Source organism: Ruegeria sp. E8, assembly GCF_056533985.1.
In genome coordinates this window covers 368,787-387,737 of the sequence record NZ_JBQFOY010000001.1, presented here as the reverse complement: position 1 = coordinate 387,737, position 18,951 = coordinate 368,787, and the positions used below count along the sequence as shown (strand labels likewise).

At 58.0% G+C, this 18,951-nt stretch carries 18 protein-coding genes and 1 tRNA gene; 8 read left to right on the top strand and 11 right to left on the bottom strand.

The window, feature by feature from the left end; all coding sequences use genetic code 11:
• Positions 1-466: 466 nt before the first annotated feature.
• Positions 467-552 (bottom strand) — tRNA-Leu (locus ACR0LF_RS01960).
• A 147-nt stretch (positions 553-699) separates the two neighbouring features.
• On the opposite strand from ACR0LF_RS01960, the gene ACR0LF_RS01955 reads away from it, so the two are divergent.
• Together ACR0LF_RS01955 and ACR0LF_RS01950 are read left to right on the top strand one after the other, a co-directional pair.
• Positions 700-1,278, top strand: coding sequence for a YqaA family protein (locus tag ACR0LF_RS01955; RefSeq protein WP_480574168.1), 579 nt, complete (start codon positions 700-702; stop codon positions 1,276-1,278).
• On the top strand, positions 1,275-1,745 hold the full coding sequence (locus ACR0LF_RS01950; RefSeq protein WP_480574165.1) for a disulfide bond formation protein B: 471 nt from the start codon (positions 1,275-1,277) through the stop codon (positions 1,743-1,745). Before ACR0LF_RS01955 ends, ACR0LF_RS01950 begins: the two co-directional genes overlap by 4 nt.
• On the opposite strand, the gene ACR0LF_RS01945 is transcribed toward ACR0LF_RS01950, so the two are convergent.
• Entirely contained in the window at positions 1,742-2,329 is a 588-nt protein-coding gene (locus ACR0LF_RS01945; RefSeq protein WP_480574162.1) for an HNH endonuclease, read from the bottom strand. The two genes, ACR0LF_RS01950 and ACR0LF_RS01945, sit on opposite strands and share 4 nt — an antisense overlap.
• Before the next feature lie 213 nt (positions 2,330-2,542).
• Between ACR0LF_RS01945 and ACR0LF_RS01940 the strand changes: the two genes are divergently transcribed.
• Together ACR0LF_RS01940 and ACR0LF_RS01935 are read left to right on the top strand one after the other, a co-directional pair.
• Positions 2,543-3,148 carry an rRNA large subunit pseudouridine synthase E gene (locus ACR0LF_RS01940; RefSeq protein ID WP_480576157.1) on the top strand — a complete coding sequence of 202 codons (606 nt, stop codon included), beginning with the start codon at positions 2,543-2,545 and terminating at the stop codon, positions 3,146-3,148.
• A 32-nt stretch (positions 3,149-3,180) separates the two neighbouring features.
• A complete protein-coding gene (locus ACR0LF_RS01935; RefSeq protein WP_480574157.1) occupies positions 3,181-3,606 on the top strand; it encodes a VOC family protein in 426 nt (141 codons plus the stop codon).
• A 45-nt stretch (positions 3,607-3,651) separates the two neighbouring features.
• Here the strand turns inward: ACR0LF_RS01935 and ACR0LF_RS01930 are convergent, their stop codons facing one another.
• A complete protein-coding gene (locus ACR0LF_RS01930) occupies positions 3,652-4,317 on the bottom strand; it encodes an alpha/beta hydrolase (RefSeq protein ID WP_480574154.1) in 666 nt (221 codons plus the stop codon).
• Positions 4,314-4,946 (bottom strand): DNA-3-methyladenine glycosylase family protein, encoded by a 633-nt coding sequence (locus ACR0LF_RS01925; RefSeq protein WP_480574151.1) that lies wholly within the window; start codon positions 4,944-4,946, stop codon positions 4,314-4,316. Before ACR0LF_RS01925 ends, ACR0LF_RS01930 begins: the two co-directional genes overlap by 4 nt.
• 97 nt (positions 4,947-5,043) lie before the next feature.
• Here ACR0LF_RS01925 and ACR0LF_RS01920 point away from each other — a divergent pair, with 97 nt between their 5' ends.
• Entirely contained in the window at positions 5,044-6,270 is a 1,227-nt protein-coding gene (locus ACR0LF_RS01920; protein WP_480574148.1) for an MFS transporter, read from the top strand.
• On the opposite strand, the gene ACR0LF_RS01915 is transcribed toward ACR0LF_RS01920, so the two are convergent.
• The 4 genes from ACR0LF_RS01915 to ACR0LF_RS01900 are packed head-to-tail and all read right to left on the bottom strand — an operon-like array spanning position 6,271 to position 10,301.
• Positions 6,271-7,047, bottom strand: a complete 777-nt coding sequence (locus tag ACR0LF_RS01915; protein ID WP_480576154.1) for a squalene/phytoene synthase family protein — start codon at positions 7,045-7,047, stop codon at positions 6,271-6,273. It lies immediately after the preceding gene.
• A gap of 2 nt (positions 7,048-7,049) precedes the next feature.
• Complete coding sequence (gene cimA / locus ACR0LF_RS01910) at positions 7,050-8,684, bottom strand: citramalate synthase (protein WP_480574145.1); 1,635 nt, start codon at positions 8,682-8,684, stop codon at positions 7,050-7,052.
• A complete protein-coding gene (cysS, locus tag ACR0LF_RS01905) occupies positions 8,684-10,081 on the bottom strand; it encodes a cysteine--tRNA ligase (protein ID WP_480574142.1) in 1,398 nt (465 codons plus the stop codon). The genes cimA and cysS overlap by 1 nt, the downstream gene beginning before the upstream one ends.
• The gene (locus tag ACR0LF_RS01900) at positions 10,014-10,301 is read right to left on the bottom strand and encodes a hypothetical protein (protein ID WP_480574140.1); all 288 of its coding nucleotides are present in this window, start codon (positions 10,299-10,301) and stop codon (positions 10,014-10,016) included. The genes cysS and ACR0LF_RS01900 overlap by 68 nt, the downstream gene beginning before the upstream one ends.
• Between ACR0LF_RS01900 and ACR0LF_RS01895 the strand changes: the two genes are divergently transcribed.
• Both ACR0LF_RS01895 and ACR0LF_RS01890 read left to right on the top strand, forming a co-directional pair.
• Positions 10,300-10,644, top strand: coding sequence for an MmcQ/YjbR family DNA-binding protein (locus ACR0LF_RS01895; RefSeq protein WP_480574137.1), 345 nt, complete (start codon positions 10,300-10,302; stop codon positions 10,642-10,644). The genes ACR0LF_RS01900 and ACR0LF_RS01895 overlap by 2 nt on opposite strands.
• Before the next feature lie 57 nt (positions 10,645-10,701).
• Positions 10,702-11,889 carry a pyridoxal phosphate-dependent aminotransferase gene (locus tag ACR0LF_RS01890; protein ID WP_480574134.1) on the top strand — a complete coding sequence of 396 codons (1,188 nt, stop codon included), beginning with the start codon at positions 10,702-10,704 and terminating at the stop codon, positions 11,887-11,889.
• An 8-nt stretch (positions 11,890-11,897) separates the two neighbouring features.
• Here the strand turns inward: ACR0LF_RS01890 and ACR0LF_RS01885 are convergent, their stop codons facing one another.
• Positions 11,898-12,428 (bottom strand): outer membrane protein, encoded by a 531-nt coding sequence (locus ACR0LF_RS01885; protein WP_480574130.1) that lies wholly within the window; start codon positions 12,426-12,428, stop codon positions 11,898-11,900.
• 407 nt (positions 12,429-12,835) lie between these two features.
• Between ACR0LF_RS01885 and ACR0LF_RS01880 the strand changes: the two genes are divergently transcribed.
• Entirely contained in the window at positions 12,836-14,380 is a 1,545-nt protein-coding gene (locus tag ACR0LF_RS01880) for a trimethylamine methyltransferase family protein (RefSeq protein ID WP_480574127.1), read from the top strand.
• 43 nt (positions 14,381-14,423) lie between these two features.
• Here ACR0LF_RS01880 and ACR0LF_RS01875 read toward each other — a convergent pair whose 3' ends face one another.
• On the bottom strand, positions 14,424-14,669 hold the full coding sequence (locus tag ACR0LF_RS01875) for an EF-hand domain-containing protein (protein WP_480574124.1): 246 nt from the start codon (positions 14,667-14,669) through the stop codon (positions 14,424-14,426).
• 542 nt (positions 14,670-15,211) lie between these two features.
• Positions 15,212-18,832: a vitamin B12-dependent ribonucleotide reductase gene (locus ACR0LF_RS01870; protein ID WP_480574121.1), complete on the bottom strand. Its 3,621-nt coding sequence runs from the start codon at positions 18,830-18,832 to the stop codon at positions 15,212-15,214.
• Positions 18,833-18,951 lie beyond the last annotated feature (119 nt).

Here is an 18,951-nt window from a genome sequence, read left to right as displayed (position 1 = left end):
CGTCGCAACGGCATCAACTCTTTGAATTTTCCAATTTCTCCCAACCCTTGTGAGGTTTCATTCAGATACTCACAATGTCAAGGCCAGCGCCGGGCTGACCTACGTCAATTCGCATATATGAGCATTAATTCCGAACTTTCCCCATCAGTTGACAAGGAACCGTTCGGATTTACTTGGGACGCGCCTCACCTGAAACTTAACTTCATTCGACGCTCAGTGACCTGACACCAGACGCCGGGAATACCCATTTCTCTGACGCAGAAATTCAGACAGTGACGAACCAGGGCGCAGAAATGGTGCGTACTATCGGCGCAAGGCTGATCGTCGCAGGCTATCCAAAGCCGCGCAGAAGCGTCGAATCTGACCTGAGAACAGAACGTGAAATTGCGAGTAAGAACTGTGACCAATCGAAAACCCTGAAAAGAAAAAACAGGCGGCAGGTTCCCCTAACCCCCTGTTTTTACTTTGGTACCCAAGGCCGGACTCGAACCGGCACGGTATCACTACCGGGGGATTTTGAATCCCCTGCGTCTACCATTCCGCCACTTGGGCCACGGACACTGGATTAGCGCCCATCCGAGGGAAGGTCCAGAGGCAAAAACCATCCAATAATCCATTTGTTTCCAACACGACGGTTGACGGTTTGCCAGGTGCATGGTTTGGCTTGGCTCTAGACCGAGAACGGGATTTGAGTGCTTTATGTTGCGATCGCTTTATGACTGGACCATTCGTCTGGCCGAACATCCTCATGCGCTGTGGGCGCTGGCCATTGTCGCCTTCATCGAAAGCTCATTCTTTCCGATCCCGCCCGATGTTCTGATGATACCGATGATTCTGGCCCGTCCGTCGCGTGCCTGGCTGATCGCGACCGTTGCTCTGGTGGCTTCGGTTCTGGGCGGGATGCTAGGCTATGCGATTGGTGCGTTTTTCTATGAAAGCATCGGTCAGCCTATTCTGGAATCCATGGGCAAGGCTCATGCGATGGAAGAATTCAACACCCGTTTCAACGATTTCGGGTTCTGGGCCGTGTTGGCCGCCGGCGTGACGCCCTTCCCCTACAAAGTCATCACCATCATGTCCGGCTGGACCGGAATGCCCCTTGGAACCTTCATCGCTACGTCGATCTTGGCGCGCGCGTTGAGGTTTTTTCTTGTCGCGGGCTTGCTCTGGGGCTTCGGTGAGCCGATCCGCGAGTTCATCGAAAAACGCCTTGGGCTTATGTTTACTCTGTTCATCATCCTCCTGTTTGGCGGATTTCTGGTGGTGAAATACTTATGACGAGACGTTCGCAACTTGTCGCTCTGGCAAGTCTTGGGTCCCTGGCCCTTCTACTGGCCGCTTTTGGCTTTCAGCATCTGGCCGGGCTTGCACCGTGCAAGATGTGCATCTGGCAGCGTTACCCGCATGCAGTTGCTATCGCGATTGGCGTGGTGGCGCTGGCGTTGCCAAGATTGAGCGTCCTGCCCCTGCTGGGCGCGGCGGCGGCGGCCGTCACCTCGGCCATCGGCTTTTTTCATGCCGGTGTTGAGCAGGGATGGTGGGAAGGTCCCAGCACCTGCACCTCTGGTGATATCAGCGGGCTGAGCAACGATGATCTGTTCGATCAGATCATGAATGCACCACTGGTCAGATGCGATGAAATCCCTTGGGAATTGTTCAGCATCTCAATGGCAGGATGGAACGCCATTGCCTCGGCTGTGCTGGTAGTGATCTGGCTGGCGGCGTGGCGGTCGCGTCCCGTTTAAAACTCGTCCAGTTCTGCATCCCAGTATAGAAAATCGATCCAGCTTTCATGCAGGTGGTTGGGCGGGAATTTCCGGCCGATATTGCGCAACGCCTCGGCGTCGGGTTGACGTGGCGGCTTGCGCAGGCTCATGCCCGCCTGACGCAGCGATTTCGAACCTTTACGCAGGTTGCAGGGGCTGCACGCTGCCACGACGTTTTGCCAACTGGTCACGCCGCCCGCGGCGCGTGGCACCACATGATCAAAGGTCAGGTTGTCACGGCTACCACAGTACTGGCAGCGGAATTCATCCCGCAGAAATAAATTAAAGCGCGTGAAGGCCACGCGCTTTCTGGGTTTTACATAGTCTTTCAAAACAACGACCGAGGGTATTCGGATCTCAGTACTCGGGCTGCGGACAACCTCGTCATATTCAGCCACGATATCCACCCTGTCCAGCCAGGCGGCCTTGATCGCCTCTTGCCAGGGCCACAGCGACAGCGGGTAGTAGGACAAGGGGCGGTAATCGGCATTCAAAACCAGTGCCGGGTGATGCTTGAGCGTCCCCGGCTCTCTTACAAATTCGGTCCTGAAATCTCCGTCCATCACAGAATCGCTCCTCGCTCTCAGCTGCCCGTTTGTGACACCAGAGCGGGGAGCACCCGCCCCGGCCTTAAGATAACTATATATCGTGTTAAAACTCTGACAAGCCCTGAGTTTCCACAATATGTCGCAGACTGGGTAAGCCGAATCCGTAACAAGCGCATGACAGTTATCCACAGCTTGCACCGGGCCTGTCCTTCGGGCTATGCGCGGGTCATGTCCTGGTTCATTCGATTCAACAAACCGTATGACGTGCTGCCGCAGTTCACCGACCGCGCCAACGCGGACAGTCCGCGCAGCACATTGTCCGATTTCATCGACCTGCCCGGCGTCTATCCCGCCGGTCGGCTGGACCGGGACAGCGAAGGTTTGATGCTGCTGACAGATCACGGAAAGCTGCAGGCGCAGATTTCAGATCCGAAACACAAGATGGCCAAGACCTATTGGGTTCAGGTCGAAGGCATCCCCGATGAGTCAGCCTTGAAAGCTCTGTGTAACGGGGTCGAACTGAAGGATGGTCTAACCCGTCCCGCCAAGGCGCGCCAGATCGACGAACCCAACGCGCTCTGGCCCAGAACCCCACCAATCCGCGAACGCAAGACAGTTCCCGACAGTTGGATCGAGCTGACCATTCGAGAGGGCAAGAACCGGCAAGTACGGCGCATGACGGCGGCGGTGGACCTGCCGACCTTGCGCCTGATCCGGTACCGGATCGGAGACTGGACCCTGGACGATCTGGGCCCCGGTCAATGGGACAGCCTGCCGATGCCCACGCTGAACACCACCCCGCAGCGCAAACGCGACCGACGCCCGCGCCGGTGACACAACCTGCCCTGATCTGCTAGGCTTGGGGTATGAAACTCACACCAGACATCCCGGCCCCTTCGGCCATTCTGGAGGCGTCGCTCTATGCCGACGATCTGGATGCGGCAGAACAGTTTTATGGTGAGGTTCTGGGGCTTGAGCGCATTCAGCGTGTCGAAAATCTCCATGTTTTCTTTCGCATCGGCGCATCGGTTCTGCTGGTCTTCAATCCTGAACAGACCGAACAACCTCCGCTCAACCCGGATATGCCAGTGCCACCCCACGGTGCGCGTGGTCCCGGGCATGTGTGCCTTGTGCTGTCACGGGATGAAATCGCAGCGATGCGCAAACATCTGCTGGATTGGAACATCCCCGTTGATGCCGAGTTTGACTGGCCCGGCGGAGCACGATCTTTATATGTGCGCGACCCGGCCGGAAACTCGGTCGAGTTCGCCGAAGCGCACCTTTGGACTTGATCTGGAGCGGAACGCATGGGCGTTCCGCTTATCGGATTTCAAAGGCTAAAGGCTCAGCTTGTCACGCATGAAGGCCAGCGCAACGCTCAGCCCATCTGGTGCGATGCCATGGCCGGTGCCTTTCATGACATGGGCATAGACCTCTTTGAATTCTGCAGCCTGCAACGCTTCGGCAGCCTCGGGGAGTGATTGCGGCGGCACAACGTCATCGGCATCCCCATGCACCAGCAAGATCGGCATCCGGCTGACAGTTTCGTCGGGCAGAAGATCTGGTTCCAGCAACCGGCCAGAAAAGGCGACGATCCCGGCCACAGGGTCCTCTCGGCGCGGGGCGACGTGCAGGCTCATCATCGTGCCCTGGCTGAAGCCGAACAGCACAACCTGTTCGGGCAGCACGTCTTCGTCCACCATCAGCGCGTCCAGAAAGGCGTTGAAGTCTTCGACCGCCATTTCCATGCCCCGGCGCGCCTCTTCCTCGGACGAGCCGTCGATCCACGGGATCGGAAACCATTGAAATCCATTGGGCATTCCAGGGATCTGCTCGGGCGCATCCGGGGCCACAAACAACGTGTCTGGCAGATGCTCGCCCAAGGGATCCGCCAGCCCCAGCAAGTCGGCGCCATTTGCGCCATAGCCATGCACGAACACCACAACCGAGCGCGTGTCGCCCGAAACAGGCTCTTTCCGGAGCGCATTCAAAACCCGTGTCATCTGATCCCTTCTCTTTGCTTTGCAACCCGGTAATAGGCCCAGAGCACCCGCGCCGCAACCGAGCGCCAGGGCGACCAAGCCTCGGCCATTTTTCGCAGTTCTTTATCTGTTGGGCGTTCGGGCAAATCATAGAGGATGCGTGCGGCCTCTTGCAGCGCTAGATCGCCCGGTGCAATGACGTCAGCGCGCCCCAGCGAGAACATGGCGTAAATTTCCGCCGTCCAGACACCGATGCCCGGAACCTGCGTTAAAGTTGCCACGACATCAGCATCAGCTGCGCCACGTAAGGCTTTGTAATCTATACGAGCATCCGCCAAAGCCCGTGCGTATCGAATCTTCTGACGGCTCAGGCCCACCGCACGCAGATCGTCATCCGTGGCCCACATGATTTTGCGCGGACCGGTCAGTTTGGCCTCTTGCAACCGCTTCCAGATTGCATTGGCCGAAGCGACACTTACCTGCTGACTGACAATTGCGCTAAGTAACTGCGCAAAGCCATCCGGGCGGCGGCGTAGTGGCAAAGGGCCGGTCTGTTCCATTGCATAAGCCATGCGCGGGCAGGCTTCGGCCAGCCACTCGGCCCCTTCGGCCACGCAATCGGGCGTTTCGATAATGCGGCCAACGGACATGCGGCCTCCCTGCTCGGCGTTTAAGCGCAAGTTAGGCGCATGTGACGCAGATGCAAGCTGCTTGTGCCCCAATGGCTTAGCCGATAACCATTCGCTCATGACCATGACCTCAACCCTTCCCGATGACCGTCAGGCCAAACGTAACGTGGCCGTCCTGGTGGCTGCGCAGGCTATTCTGGGCGCTCAGATGCCCATGATGTTCATCGTCGGAGGGCTGGCCGGTCAATCGTTGGCCACAAACCCCTGCCTTGCAACACTGCCCATTTCGCTGATCGTTCTGGGGTCAATGCTGGCAGCCACGCCGATTTCGGCCATCATGCAAAAATGGGGGCGTCGCGTAGGGTTTCTTGTCGGGGCAACAGCCGGCGCATTGGGCGGACTGGTCGGAGCCTACGGCCTTTTCCTTGGGTCTTTCCCCGTCTTCCTTATCGGCAGTCTGCTGACCGGTATCTATATGAGCGCCCACGGGTTCTACCGGTTTGCTGCGGCGGATACCGCTTCGGATGAATTCCGACCCAAGGCGATCTCTTATGTCATGGCCGGAGGCTTGGCAGCGGCCATCATTGGCCCTCAGATCGTGAAACTGACCTCAGAATCCTACGTCATTCCATTTCTGGGTACATATCTGGCGGTTATCGGAATCAATGTCCTGGGCTCGGCCTTGTTTTTCTTTCTCGACATTCCCACGCCAGCGAAACCTACGGCGAGTGAACCCAAAGGGAGATCGCGGCTCGAATTGCTGAAAACGCCTCGCATCGCTGTGGCGATTATCTGTGCCATGGTGTCCTATGCCCTGATGAACCTCGTTATGACCTCGACGCCATTGGCGGTTGTTGGATGCGGGTTCTCTGCCAATGACGCCGCTGACATCGTTACCAGTCATGTTCTGGCCATGTACGTGCCTAGCTTTTTTACCGGTCATTTGATCGCCCGGTTCGGGGTTGAAAAGATCGTGGCATTGGGCCTCGCAATCCTTGCCGCAGCGGGTCTGGTCGCCTTGCAAGGCGTTGAACTTGGGAACTTCTTCCTCGCTCTCGTTCTTCTGGGCGTCGGTTGGAACTTTGGCTTTATCGGCGCAACCACCATGCTGGCGGACTCGCATGACCCGCAGGAACGCGGCCGGATGCAGGGCCTGAACGACTTGTTGGTGTTTGGCGGTGTAACGCTGGCCTCGCTGGCTTCGGGCGGGTTGATGAACTGCTCGGGCGGGTCCGCGATCGAGGGCTGGACGGCCGTAAACCTTGCAATGATTCCGTTGCTGACGCTGGCAGGCGGAGCCTTGCTGTGGCTGGTTCTGCGTCCTGCCGATCCGGAACGGGCCTGATCACCAGCGCCCGCTGCCCACGGTCCACATCAAGGACAACCGCTGCCGCATTTCCCCCGGTATCAAAGTGCCAGAAGCAACGCGTTCAGGCCGTGCAACAGCCTGTTTCAACGTCCATTCCGCAAGCCACCCGGCAGACAGCGCAGGACGGGCTTCGACAGAAACTGCCGCCCGGTTTGCTCTGGCCCTACTCAACCGCTCCAACGCAGATTGGGCAAGGGTACGCACGCCTTCCGGAGTGCCATCCAACAGAGGAATCCGCCCCCTGTTTTCCAGCTCAGGGATGGCGCGAAGCCAATTTGCCACCCCGGCTGCATAACCAAATTCGCGCAGTACATCCTCGTCCGCCACACCCAGCGCCTGTGCGGACGCCACGAACAGGGACCCGGCGCTATGATTGATATAAGCGTCGAAATGTTCCTGATCCTCAAACGGATCTCGATATATATCCCAACGCCTTACAGCGACATATTCATCCAAAACACCCGCCAAATGGGGCGACAGAACTCTGGAAAGAGGTGTCACCACTTCATGCCGACGCACAGTGGTTCCTTCAGCAATTTCCTGAAGTGCATCGCGCCACCATTGCAGCCGCATCTCGGCAATCATTGGTTCCTGTGTCACCCAAGGTGCACGCGCAACTTCGACGTTCAGAGCGTAAATCGGAAACAGAACGGCGCGGGCCGCAACCGGGGCTGCCATTGCGGCACGGAAACGGTCGGGATCGGCCCGCTGTACCAGCGCGGCGCAGGCTTTGACATCATCGTCAAAGACCACGCTCACTCAGCCGCTGCCTTTTGGGGATCGCAATCGCGCACCAGCTTCCACTGAATGGCATCCAAAAGAGCTTCGAACGACGCATCCACTATGTTCGCGCTGACGCCTACAGTCGACCATCGCCGCCCCTGCCCGTCTTCGCTGTCAATGATGACGCGCGTAACCGCCTCGGTCCCACCCTGCGTGATCCGAACCTTGAAGTCGACAAGGCGCATATCCGACAAAATCTGCGAATACTGACCCAGATCTTTGGCCAAGGCTTTGGCCAAAGCGTTCACTGGCCCCCGATCGCTGCCAGATTCATCCATGGATTCGCTGACGGAGAGTTTCTTTTCACCATCCACTTTCACAACGACGACGGCCTCGGACAGGCTGACCATCTTGTTATATTTGTTTTTCCGCCGCTCAACGGTGACTTTGTAACGCTTGACCTCGAAGAACTCAGGCAACTGCCCCAGTTCGTCCCGTGCCAACAGTTCGAAACTGGCCTGCGCGGTGTCATAGGAATACCCATCGGCTTCGCGAACCTTGATCCGATCCAGAATGCGCCCAAGCGCGGGATCACCCGCTTCAACGCTCAACCCAGCTTCGGTCAGCCGTTTTCGCAGGTTCGACTGCCCCGCCTGGTTCGACATCGGAATGATACGCTCATTGCCTATGCTCGCAGGATCCACATGCTCGTATGTCGATGGGTCCTTCAGGATCGCACTCGCATGCAGCCCGGCCTTATGCGCGAAGGCCGAGGCCCCCACATACGCCGCCTGTTTGCTGGGCACCCGGTTCAGAACGTCATCCAGCATCCGGCTGATACGGGTCAGCCCCGCCAGTGCGTCCAGACTTACACCGGTTTCAAACTGCGAGGCATAGGGTTCTTTCAGCAGCAGCGTGGGAATCAACGCGGTTAGGTTCGCATTGCCGCATCGTTCACCCAGACCATTCAAAGTGCCTTGAATCTGCCGCGCACCTGCTTCCACCGCGGCCAGCGAACAGGCCACCGCATTTTCGGTGTCGTTGTGGGTGTGAATGCCCAACCGTTCACCGGGCAACCCGGCTGCGATCACGTCTGACACGATCCGTCCGACCTCGGACGGCAATGCCCCGCCATTGGTATCGCACAGCACAACCCACCGCGCGCCAGCCTCAAGCGCTGCGCGGCAGACCTCGATGGCGTAATCCGGGTTATCCTTATAGCCGTCAAAAAAATGCTCAGCATCAAACAGCGCCTCGCGCCCCTGCGCCACGATATGCGCGACCGAGGCGCGAACGTTTTCGGTGTTCTCCTCGAGCGAAATGCCAAGCGCATGGGTCACATGGTACTCATGCGACTTGCCAACCAGACAGACGGCCTGCGTGCCAGCATTCATCACGGCGGCCAGAACATCGTCATTCTCGGCCGAGCGTCCTGACCTCTTGGTCATGCCAAACGCCGTCAAGCGGGCCGAGGTCTTTGGCGCAGCCTCGAAAAACGCGCTGTCGGTCGGGTTGGCACCGGGCCAGCCGCCTTCGATGTAATCCACACCCAAAGCGTCCAACGCCTGCGTGATCTGCACTTTTTCGGCGGTTGAGAATTGCACGCCCTGCGTCTGTTGTCCGTCGCGAAGTGTCGTATCGTAAAGGTAGAGGCGCTCTTTGGTCATCAGACCTCCTCCAGCTTGGCAGCATCAAATCCGGCGCCAGGCACCAGTTCAACGCCTTCCTTGCTCATCCGGACTTCAAGACCTGCTGCCACATAGGCTGCCTTGAGGCGATCAACCTCTGAGAAGTCTTTGTTTTGCATGGCAGAAGCCCGCGCATTCGCCAGACGATCCGCATGGGCGGTCAGGTCCACCGACGCCGTGTCGGCCCAAGCGCCCATCTCAGGCAACAGCAAACCCAGCAATTGCGCGCTCGCCAACAGACCCGCAGCGTCACCATCTGACGCAAGACGGTACAGTTCTGTCATGGCACCTGCTGTGTTCAGATCATCACTCAGCGCCGCGATCACCTCAGGTGCCGCGCTGGCGGCGGGCTCGACGCCCGCTGTCAGCGCCCGCCACTTGCGCAGCGTCGCTTCGGCCTCACGCGCCTTTTTCTCGGTCCAGTCCATCGGCTTGCGATAATGGGTTTGCAGGAACACGAACCGGATCACCTCGCCCGGCACCCCCTGCTCCAAAAGATCATGCACAGTGAAGAAGTTGCCCAGCGACTTGGACATCTTCTTGCCTTCGACCTGCAACATCTCGTTGTGCAGCCAGTACCGTGCGAACTCACCTTCCGGGTGCGCGCAGCAGCTTTGAGCGATCTCGTTCTCATGATGCGGGAACATCAGATCGTTGCCGCCACCGTGAATGTCAAAGCTCTCACCCAGCAATTCATAGGACATGGCCGAGCATTCAATATGCCAGCCCGGACGCCCCCGCCCCCAAGGGCTATCCCACCCCGGAAGCTCATCGGTCGAGGGCTTCCAAAGTACAAAATCCATCGGGTTCTTTTTGTAAGGCGCAACCTCAACCCTCGCGCCCGCGATCATGTCATCGACCGAGCGGCCTGACAGCTTGCCGTAACCTTCTTTCCAGCTGTCGACAGCAAACAGGGCATGGCCCTCGGCGGCATAGGCGTGGCCCTCGGCGATCAGGCCCTCGATCATCATTATCATCTGGTCGATATACTGGGTTGCCCGCGGCATCTTGTTGGGCTCAAGCGTTCCCAGGGCCCCCATATCGTGCAGATACCAACCGATTGTCTCGTCTGATCGTTCCTGCACCAGCTGCTCCAACGATCCGTCCGCACCCGCTTGCTTACGCGCCAGCGCGGTGGCGTTGATCTTGTCATCCACGTCGGTGAAGTTGCGGACGTAGGTCACATGATCCGCGCCGTAAACATGGCGGAGCAGACGATAGAGCACGTCGAACACCACCACCGGTCGCGCATTGCCCAGATGCGCGCGATCATAGACCGTTGGACCACAGACATACATCCGCACATTTTCAGGGTCGATCGGCACGAAGTCTTGCTTCGTCCGCGTCCGCGTGTTGTGCAGCTTGATCGTCGTCATCGGTCTGGCTCCTAAGAAACAGCAAAGGCTTGCGCGTTGGCGCGGGCTTAGCAACTTGTCTCAGGGATGAAAACGAAAGAAACCGGCCCGCTTGATAAATCAGCAGGTAATGCAGCAGATAATGATGCAGGTCACCGGGTTCATGCCCATCGGTTAGCACGGGATCACCCTCAAGCCAAGCGTTGAGTTTATTCGCCCGCTCCGGCAGAGTGCCCGTCATGGACCGAGACTTCATCAACTCCATCTGCAACGAGTTTCCGGGTGCCGAGCTTTCAGATCCCTGGGGTGGCGGGCATGACGCCTGGAAAGTCGGCGGCAAGATGTTCGCCTGTATCGGCACGGCAAATGACGGCGTTTCCGTTAAAACGCCCGACGTGGAAACGGCTCAGATGGTGATTGATGCCGGTGTTGCCGTGAAAGCCCCCTATTTCCACCGCAGTTGGGTGCGTCTACCGTTTGACGCAGAGACCGAGGAATTGCGACATCGTTTGACGGTTTCTTATGACCTCGTGCGCGCGTCGCTGACAAAAAAGCTCCAAGCGACATTGCCGCCGCGAAGCTGATTGACAAACGACCATCGCTCTGTCCCATTCAGCGCAAAGCAACTCAGAGGCGCTGTCATGAATCTGTCTGAACGCATCACCCAGATCACCGGCGGTGGCAGCGACGGTTGGGAGGTGTTTTACCGTGCCCGCCGCATGTTACGCGAAGGACATGCCGTCACCGAACTGACAATCGGCGAGCATGACATCCGCACTGACCCGGCGATTCTACAGGCGATGGATTTGTCGGCCCGCAATGGTCACACCGGCTACGCGATGGTGCCCGGCACAGATCTGCTGCGTGATACGGTTGCCGCGCGGGTTCAGATGCGCACAGGTGTTCCGACCACCCGTAACAACGTTCTGATCACGCCCGGCGGGCAAGCCGCCCTGTTCGCGGCCCATATGGCCGTGTGTGATCCCGGCGATGTGGGCCTGTACCTTGACCCGTTTTACGCCACCTATCCCGGAACGATTCGAGGCGTGGGTGCTATTGCCCGCGCGGTTCAGACCACAGCAGAAGACGCCTTTCAGCCCAAATCAGAGTGGATCGATGCGGCAGCCGCTGATGCGGTTTCACTGTTGATCAACACGCCAAACAATCCGACCGGCGCGGTCTATTCCCGCCCATCGCTTGAAGCAGTAGCCGAAGTTTGCCAGCGGCACGACCTGTGGCTGATCTCGGATGAAGTCTATGACACGCAAGTCTGGGACGGCGCACACCTGTCACCGCGTACATTGCCCGATATGGCAGAGCGGACGCTGGTGATTGGGTCAATGTCCAAATCCCATGCCATGACGGGATCGCGCTGTGGTTGGATCGTCGGCCCCGAAGAGGTCATCAACCATCTCATAAACCTGGCCACCCACACGACCTACGGCGTGCCCGGATTTGTTCAGGATGCCTCCAGCTTTGCGCTGACCTCAGGGGCCGATCTGGAAGAGAAGATTGCCGCCCCATTCCGCCGCCGCCGTTCAATGGCAATGGAAATACTGGCGGCGCAAAATACCATAGGCCTCGTGCCCGCGCAGGGCGCAATGTATCTGATGCTGGATATCCGCGCGACCGGGCTGTCAGGTGAAGGCTTTGCTAATGCCCTGCTGGATACACATGCAATTGCCGTTATGCCCGGAGAAAGCTTCGGTAACGCAGCCGCAGGCCATATTCGGGTTGCCATGACCGTGGATGATGAAAGATTCGCAAGCGCGTTGAAAACACTTTGTGAATTCGCCGCACAGCTGGCTAGGCAACACGCGGCTGAGTAACCTCACTGCTAGAATCGGAACGTTGTGCGCAGGTTGAAGACGTTGGAATCCAGGCCGCCGTTGGTCCGGGTGATATTGTCGAAATCTTGCCTCAGCGCCTCGCCACTGATGACAAAGTTCTCACCAATCGGATAGGCGACACCAATCCCGTAAACAGCAGCCGTATCGCTATCGACAGATGTCTCGGCACGGGCTGCCCCAACGACGACGTAGCCCAAGGCACTGCCAAAATCATAGCCACCGCGCAGCTTCAAACGGGTCATGTTATCCAGACTGCCCTGAGACTGGCCCAAATTCAGGGACAGGCGATTGTATTCCAACTCACCGCCCAGAACAAAACTCCCAAAGTCCTGATCATAGCCCACGTGTGCGCCAAAGGCGGTGTCATCCCCGCCTGAACCACCTGGCCCATCCACATCCGCATATCCAATGCTGAGCCCAACATACCCGCCTGTCCAATCCTCTGCCAAACCCGGGCTTGCGCTGGCGATCAGAGCCGCGGCAAACAGGACAGAAAGAGGTTTCTTAATCGGGTTCAAAGCAAGTTCGCTCGGGCTACGGATCTTCGGATTGGACTTGTATTCTACCTGGGATCGATTTTGTCAGAATTCAATTCCTAGGGTGTAAAGGTCAAAAGTAAGTGAAAGCAGTATAACAGATTTCTGCCACTGCGGGAGAAAAACTCGCCCTGCTTTCAACCACATTCTTATTGGGCACAATATCGCTGAAGTATTATTCAACAGAGGTCGCAAACAGAACAGATTGTGTCGCCGCGTTTTGGAAAAGTTGCGTCAAACGTTGAGAGGCGAAATGACAGACCACGATTGGAAGATCAGCCTGATCAGCCGCACTATCGGTGCGGATCGTGGTCGTGCCGCGCGAGGACGGCCGTAAGGGTGTTTCTTCCCAACACCCCACGACATTACTCAACGACCGGAAAACCGAAATGAACGACCAATCCCGCAACACCTCGCGCAGTGGCGGCCGCGCCGCGCGTCGCGCCGCCCGTGCAACCGCGCTGCCGGATCACCTGCGCCCCGTCCGCCCCGGAATGGAAGGCGGCGTTCTGAACGTTCTGACACAGGCGCAGATCGAACGCATTCACCAAGCCGCCTTGACCGCGCTGGAAACAATCGGGCTGGCGGACGCCCCACAAAGCGGCATAGATTATCTGGTCGGTGCTGGCTGTACACTGGGTGACGATGGCCGCATCCGCTTTCCTCGCGCTCTGGTTGAGGACACGATTGCCAAGGCGAACCGCTCAGTCACATTGTACAGTCGGGATGGCAAAACCGATCTGGAGCTGATGGGCACCAAAGTACATTACGGCACGGCTGGCGCTGCCGTTTCCATGGTCGACGTTCATGGCAACGAGTATCGCGACTCAACCGTACAAGACTTGCATGACGCCGCGCGAATCTGTCAACAGCTTGATAACATTCACTTTGTTCAGCGCCCCATGGTCTGCCGCGACATCGCAGACAACCTTGAGATGGACCTGAACACGATCTACGCCAGTTGTTCCGGTACGTTCAAACATATCGGCACATCCTTCACCGAACCCAGCCACGTCGCCCCCGCGATGGAGATGATCTACATGATCGCAGGTGGTGAAGATAAATATCGCGAGCGGCCCTTCGTCTCGAACTCGAACTGCTTTGTGGTTCCGCCGATGAAGTTCGCGACCGAAAGTTGCGAAGTGATGGAGGAATGCATCAAGGCCGGGATGCCTGTCCTACTGCTTTCGGCTGGCATGGCCGGAGCCACCGCGCCTTCGACCATTGCCGGTGCAATTGCTCAGGCGACCGCTGAATGCCTTGCCGGTTTGGTTTATGTAAACGCCGTAAGTCCCGGTGCCCCGGCAATTTTTGGCACCTGGCCCTTTGGCCTGGATCTGCGAACAGGTGCTATGTCCATCGGTTCCGGTGAACAAGCCCTGCTGACGGCTGGCTGTGCTCAGATGCACCGATTCTACAATTTGCCCGGTGGTGCGGCAGCCGGTGCCTCCGATTCGAAACTGCCGGATATGCAGGCCGGATGGGAGCAGATGTGTTCAAACGTGATGGCAGGCCTGTCCGGGTTGAACATGGTGTACGAAGCCGCTGGCATGCACGCCTCATTGCTGGGGTTCTGCCATGAGAGCCTGATCCTGAGTGACGATCTGATCGGTCAGGCGCAACGCTGTGTGCGCGGGATTGAAGTGACAGACGAAACTCTGGCGCTGGATCAGATGGCCGAAGTCTGCATGGGAGGCCCCGGTCATTACCTGGGAACGGATGCAACGCTGGGCCGGATGCAGGCCGACTATGTCTATCCGACGTTTGGCGACCGTTCCTCACCCAAGGAATGGGTGGAACTCGGCAAACCGGATCTGGTGCAAAAGGCAATAGCTCGCAAGGAAGAGATCCTTTCCACCCCGTCAGCGGCAAAATTTGATCCGCTTCTGGACGCGGAGCTTCGGCAAAAGTTCAATATTCACCTGCCGGCATAACTGGTGACAAGGCGGCCCGAAGACCTTCGGGCCGCCTTTTGGATTACCCGTCGCTGGGTGGAAGCAATCCTGCCTCTTGCGCGATCGCGACCTCATCAGCGTCCAACGCTCCGTCGCCATTTGCGTCCATGGCCGAGAAAGTATCGGCGTCAACATCCGGCAAAACGGCCTGAATTTCCTCGATGGTCAGAACCCCATCGCCGTTCGCATCGGTTGAAGACTGCGCCGAGACAATTCCCGGCAAAGTCAAAGCTGCGATGGAAATCCCAATCAAATATAGCGGTTTCATTTTGGTGCCTCCTGGATAGGTTGATTATGTCTTTGTCCGGACAGGCCCCAGAAACACCGACACAACTCGGGGCGTCACCCGTTTTTCGCGATTGTCGGGAATTCGCGCCAATCTTTGCGTGTTTGCCTGAGTCGAGGTCGCAAAGCGCCGCCGGGCAAAACTCCGCCAGCCCCGTTTCGGCAAATCTTGCCCGACGCCGCCCGCATGATCCGGCAAAACGGCGCTTAACCGGGCAGAACAGCGCCAAAAAAGAAAGGGGGCCGAAGCCCCCTGTCAGTTTCGCCTTCCAGGCTCATTTCGTTGACCGCCCGGTGTTTTTTTGCCTGCGGCCTGGACTGCGCATGGGACGAGCGCACCCGCCCCGTGAAAGAGTGGGAGGGAGCAAATATTCCGCCCCACCCTGTTCCCGGCCAACACGGGCATGTCGGCCGAGTGGACCAAGGCATCGATGGTAAGTCTCAGCGCCTTGCTCCGTATTCGTCGGGGTCGGTTACTAAGGGCAGCGTCCGACCCCTACGCCCCGGGGTGCCGGGGCGTTAAACTCAGCTACACCCGCTTGTCGCGCCGCAGGTGTTGCACTTCATGCAGGTGCCGTTGCGCACCAGCGTGTAGTTGCCGCATTCGCCGCACGGGTCGCCCTCATAGCCTTGCATCTTGGCTTTGGTGCGTGCATCCATACCTGCTGCCACTGCGGTTTCTGCTGCCGGCGCTTCGAAGGAAGCTGCTGTTTCGGCCATCCCGTTCAGATCGGCCTGGCCCGCGTTGAACACCGCCAAGTCCTGCGGCAGACGTTTACGAAGGTAACCGGTCGAGCTGATTTGTTTCAGCACTTCCAATGACTTGGACGCCGCAGTTTCACTGATTTCCGAGACATTTGACAAGCCATCTTCCTCGCCCCTGCCCAGATCGTCGAAGGTTGCGCCTTCGGGTTTCACATGGGCCAGATCGGTACGGTCCAGATAGGACACGGCCAGTTCGCGGAAGATATAGTCGAGGATCGACGTGGCGTTCTTGATCGAGTCGTTGCCCTGAACCATCCCCGCCGGTTCGAACTTGGTGAAGGTGAAGGCATCGACGAACTCTTCCAGCGGCACGCCGTATTGCAGACCGACCGAAACCGCGATGGCAAAGTTGTTCATCATCGCCCGGAAGCCAGCGCCTTCCTTGTGCATGTCGATGAAGATCTCGCCCAGTTGGCCGTCTTCGAACTCACCGGTGCGCAGATAGACCTTGTGGCCACCGACGATCGCCTTCTGGGTATACCCCTTGCGGCGATGCGGCAGTTTCTCGCGATGGCTGCGGATCATCTCTTTAACCACAACCTTCTCGATCACCTTCTCGGCCAGAACGACGGCTTTTTCTTGTGTCGAGCCGCTTTCCAGCACTTCGGCTGCTTCGTCGTCATCCTCGACCAATGCCGCCGCCAAAGGCTGCGACAGTTTCGAACCGTCGCGGTACAGCGCGTTGGCCTTCACACCCAGCGACCAGCTGAGTTCGTAAGCCTTCTGGCAATCCTCGATGGTCGCGTCATTCGGCATGTTGATCGTTTTCGAGATCGCACCCGAGATGAAGCTTTGCGCCGCTGCCATCATGGTGATATGGCTATCAACCCCAAGGAAACGCTTACCTTTCTTGCCACACGGGTTGGCGCAGTCGAAGATCGAATAGTGTTCTTCCTTCAGATGCGGCGCCCCTTCCAGCGTCATGGTTCCGCAGACATGATCGTTGGCCGCGTCGATATCCGCCTTGGTAAAGCCCAGATGGCGCAGCAAGTCGAAGGTCGGGTCATTCAGCTTGGTCGCCGGGATGCCGAGAACTCCGGTGCAGAAATCCTCGCCCAGTGTCCACTGGTTGAAGACAAACCGGATGTCGAAGGCGCTTTCCAGCGCGGCGTCTACCTTGGCCAACTCATTGGGACCAAAGCCGTGACCGGTCAGCGAAGTGTGGTTGATCCCCGGCGCGTTGCCGATGGTGCCGTGACCAACCGCATAACCCACGATCTCTTCAATCTGAGACGAGGAATAGCCCAGCTTCTCCAGCGCCGAAGGCACCGAACGGTTGATGATCTTGAAGTAGCCGCCACCGGCCAGTTTCTTGAACTTCACCAGAGCGAAGTCCGGCTCGATCCCAGTGGTGTCGCAATCCATGACCAAACCGATCGTACCGGTTGGTGCGATCACGGTGGCCTGCGCATTGCGGTAGCCGTTTTTCTCACCGAGACTCAGCGCTTCATCCCAGGCCGACATGGCCAGATCAATCAGACGCTTGTCTGGGCAGTTGTCGTGGTCCAGAGGCACCGGCTTGACGGCCAGTTTCTCATAACCCTCGGTCACTCCTTGCGATGCGCGGCGGTGATTACGGATGACGCGCAGCATATGGTCCGCGTTACGCTCATAGCCTTTGAACGGTCCTAACTCACCGGCAATCTCGGCCGAAGTTGCAAAAGCCACACCGGTCATGATCGCTGTCAGCGCGCCACAGATGGCACGGCCTTCGTCCGAGTCATAGCTATAGCCCATGTTCATCAGCAGGCCGCCGATATTCGCATACCCCAGACCCAGCGTGCGGAAGTCATAGGACAGCTGCGCTATTTCCTTCGAAGGGAACTGCGCCATCGTTACTGAGATTTCCAACGTCAGCGTCCACAGACGCGAGGCATGCATATAATCCGCCGCCTGGAACTCACCGTCCTTGAGGAAGGTCAGCAGGTTCATCGACGCCAGGTTACAGGCCGTGTCATCGAGGAACATGTACTCCGAACACGGGTTCGAACCGCGAATCTCACCGTCTTCGGGGCAAGTGTGCCATTCATTGACCGTGTCATGGAACTGGATGCCCGGATCGGCACAGGCCCATGCGGCATGGCCGACTTTTTCCCACAGATCGCGCGCCTTCACGGTGCGAGCAACCTTGCCGTCGGTGCGGTTGATCAGCTCCCAATCCGCGTCTTTCTCTACAGCCGTCAGGAACGCGTTGGTGACGCGGATCGAGTTGTTCGAGTTCTGGCCCGAAACCGAGCTGTAGGCTTCCGAATCCCAGTCCGTATCATAAGTCGGGAATTCGATGCTGTCGTGGCCCTGCTTGGCATAGTCCAGCACACGCTTGATGTAAGTTTCTGGGATCGCGACCTTTTTAGCCTCACGAACCGCCTTTTTCAGCGCGTCGTTCGAATTCGGATCATAGGCGTCATCAGCAGACCCGTCCCACGAGCGAATGGCCTCGAAAATGCCGTTCAGCATCTTCTCGTGCATCTTTGATCCAGCAACGATCGAGGCCACCTTCTGCTCTTCGATCACCTTCCATTCGATGAATTGCTCGATGTCCGGGTGATCTGCATCGACGATCACCATCTTTGCTGCTCGACGGGTTGTCCCGCCTGATTTGATCGCGCCAGCGGCGCGGTCGCCGATCTTGAGAAAGCCCATAAGGCCCGAGGACTTGCCGCCACCCGACAGCGCCTCGCCTTCTGCGCGCAGATGGCTGAAGTTGGTCCCGGTACCAGAGCCATATTTGAACAGGCGCGCCTCGCGCACCCACAGGTCCATGATGCCGCCTTCGTTCACCAGATCGTCATCGACCGACTGGATGAAGCATGCGTGCGGCTGCGGATGTTCGTAAGCGGATTTCGATTTGGTCAGCTTGCCGGTCTTGTAGTCGACATAGTGGTGCCCCTGCGCCGGGCCGTCGATCCCGTAAGCCCAGTGCAGACCGGTGTTGAACCATTGCGGGCTGTTCGGCGCGGCGCGCTGGGTCGCCAGCATATAGCGCATCTCGTCAAAGTAAGCGCGCGCGTCTTCCTCGGTCGAGAAATAGCCGCCCTTCCAGCCCCAATAGGCCCATGCCCCCGCAAGACGGTCGAACACCTGTTTCGAAGACGTCTCACCATCAAAGTCGCATCCATCTGCGGGAACCGAACGCCACAGAAATTCGGGAACGTCTTTTTCCTTAACCTTCTTCAACTTGGACGGAACACCGGCCTTGCGGAAGTATTTCTGCGCAATCACGTCACTTGCGACCTGCGACCAGCTTGAAGGCACCTCGATATTGTCGAGACGAAAGACAATTGTACCGTCCGGATTTCGGATTTCAGACGTTGCGGACACAAAATCCAGGTCCGAGTAAGCATCCTGATCTGGTTTGGTGAATTTTCTCTCAATCTTCATGTCCGCAGCCCTGATTAAAACAGCTCAATTTTCGTTTCCCGACACCACATCTTGTGTTGCAGGGTGCCGCCTGCAACGCCCCGAGAAACGCTCACAAAGGTATTGGTCACTGTCCGAGA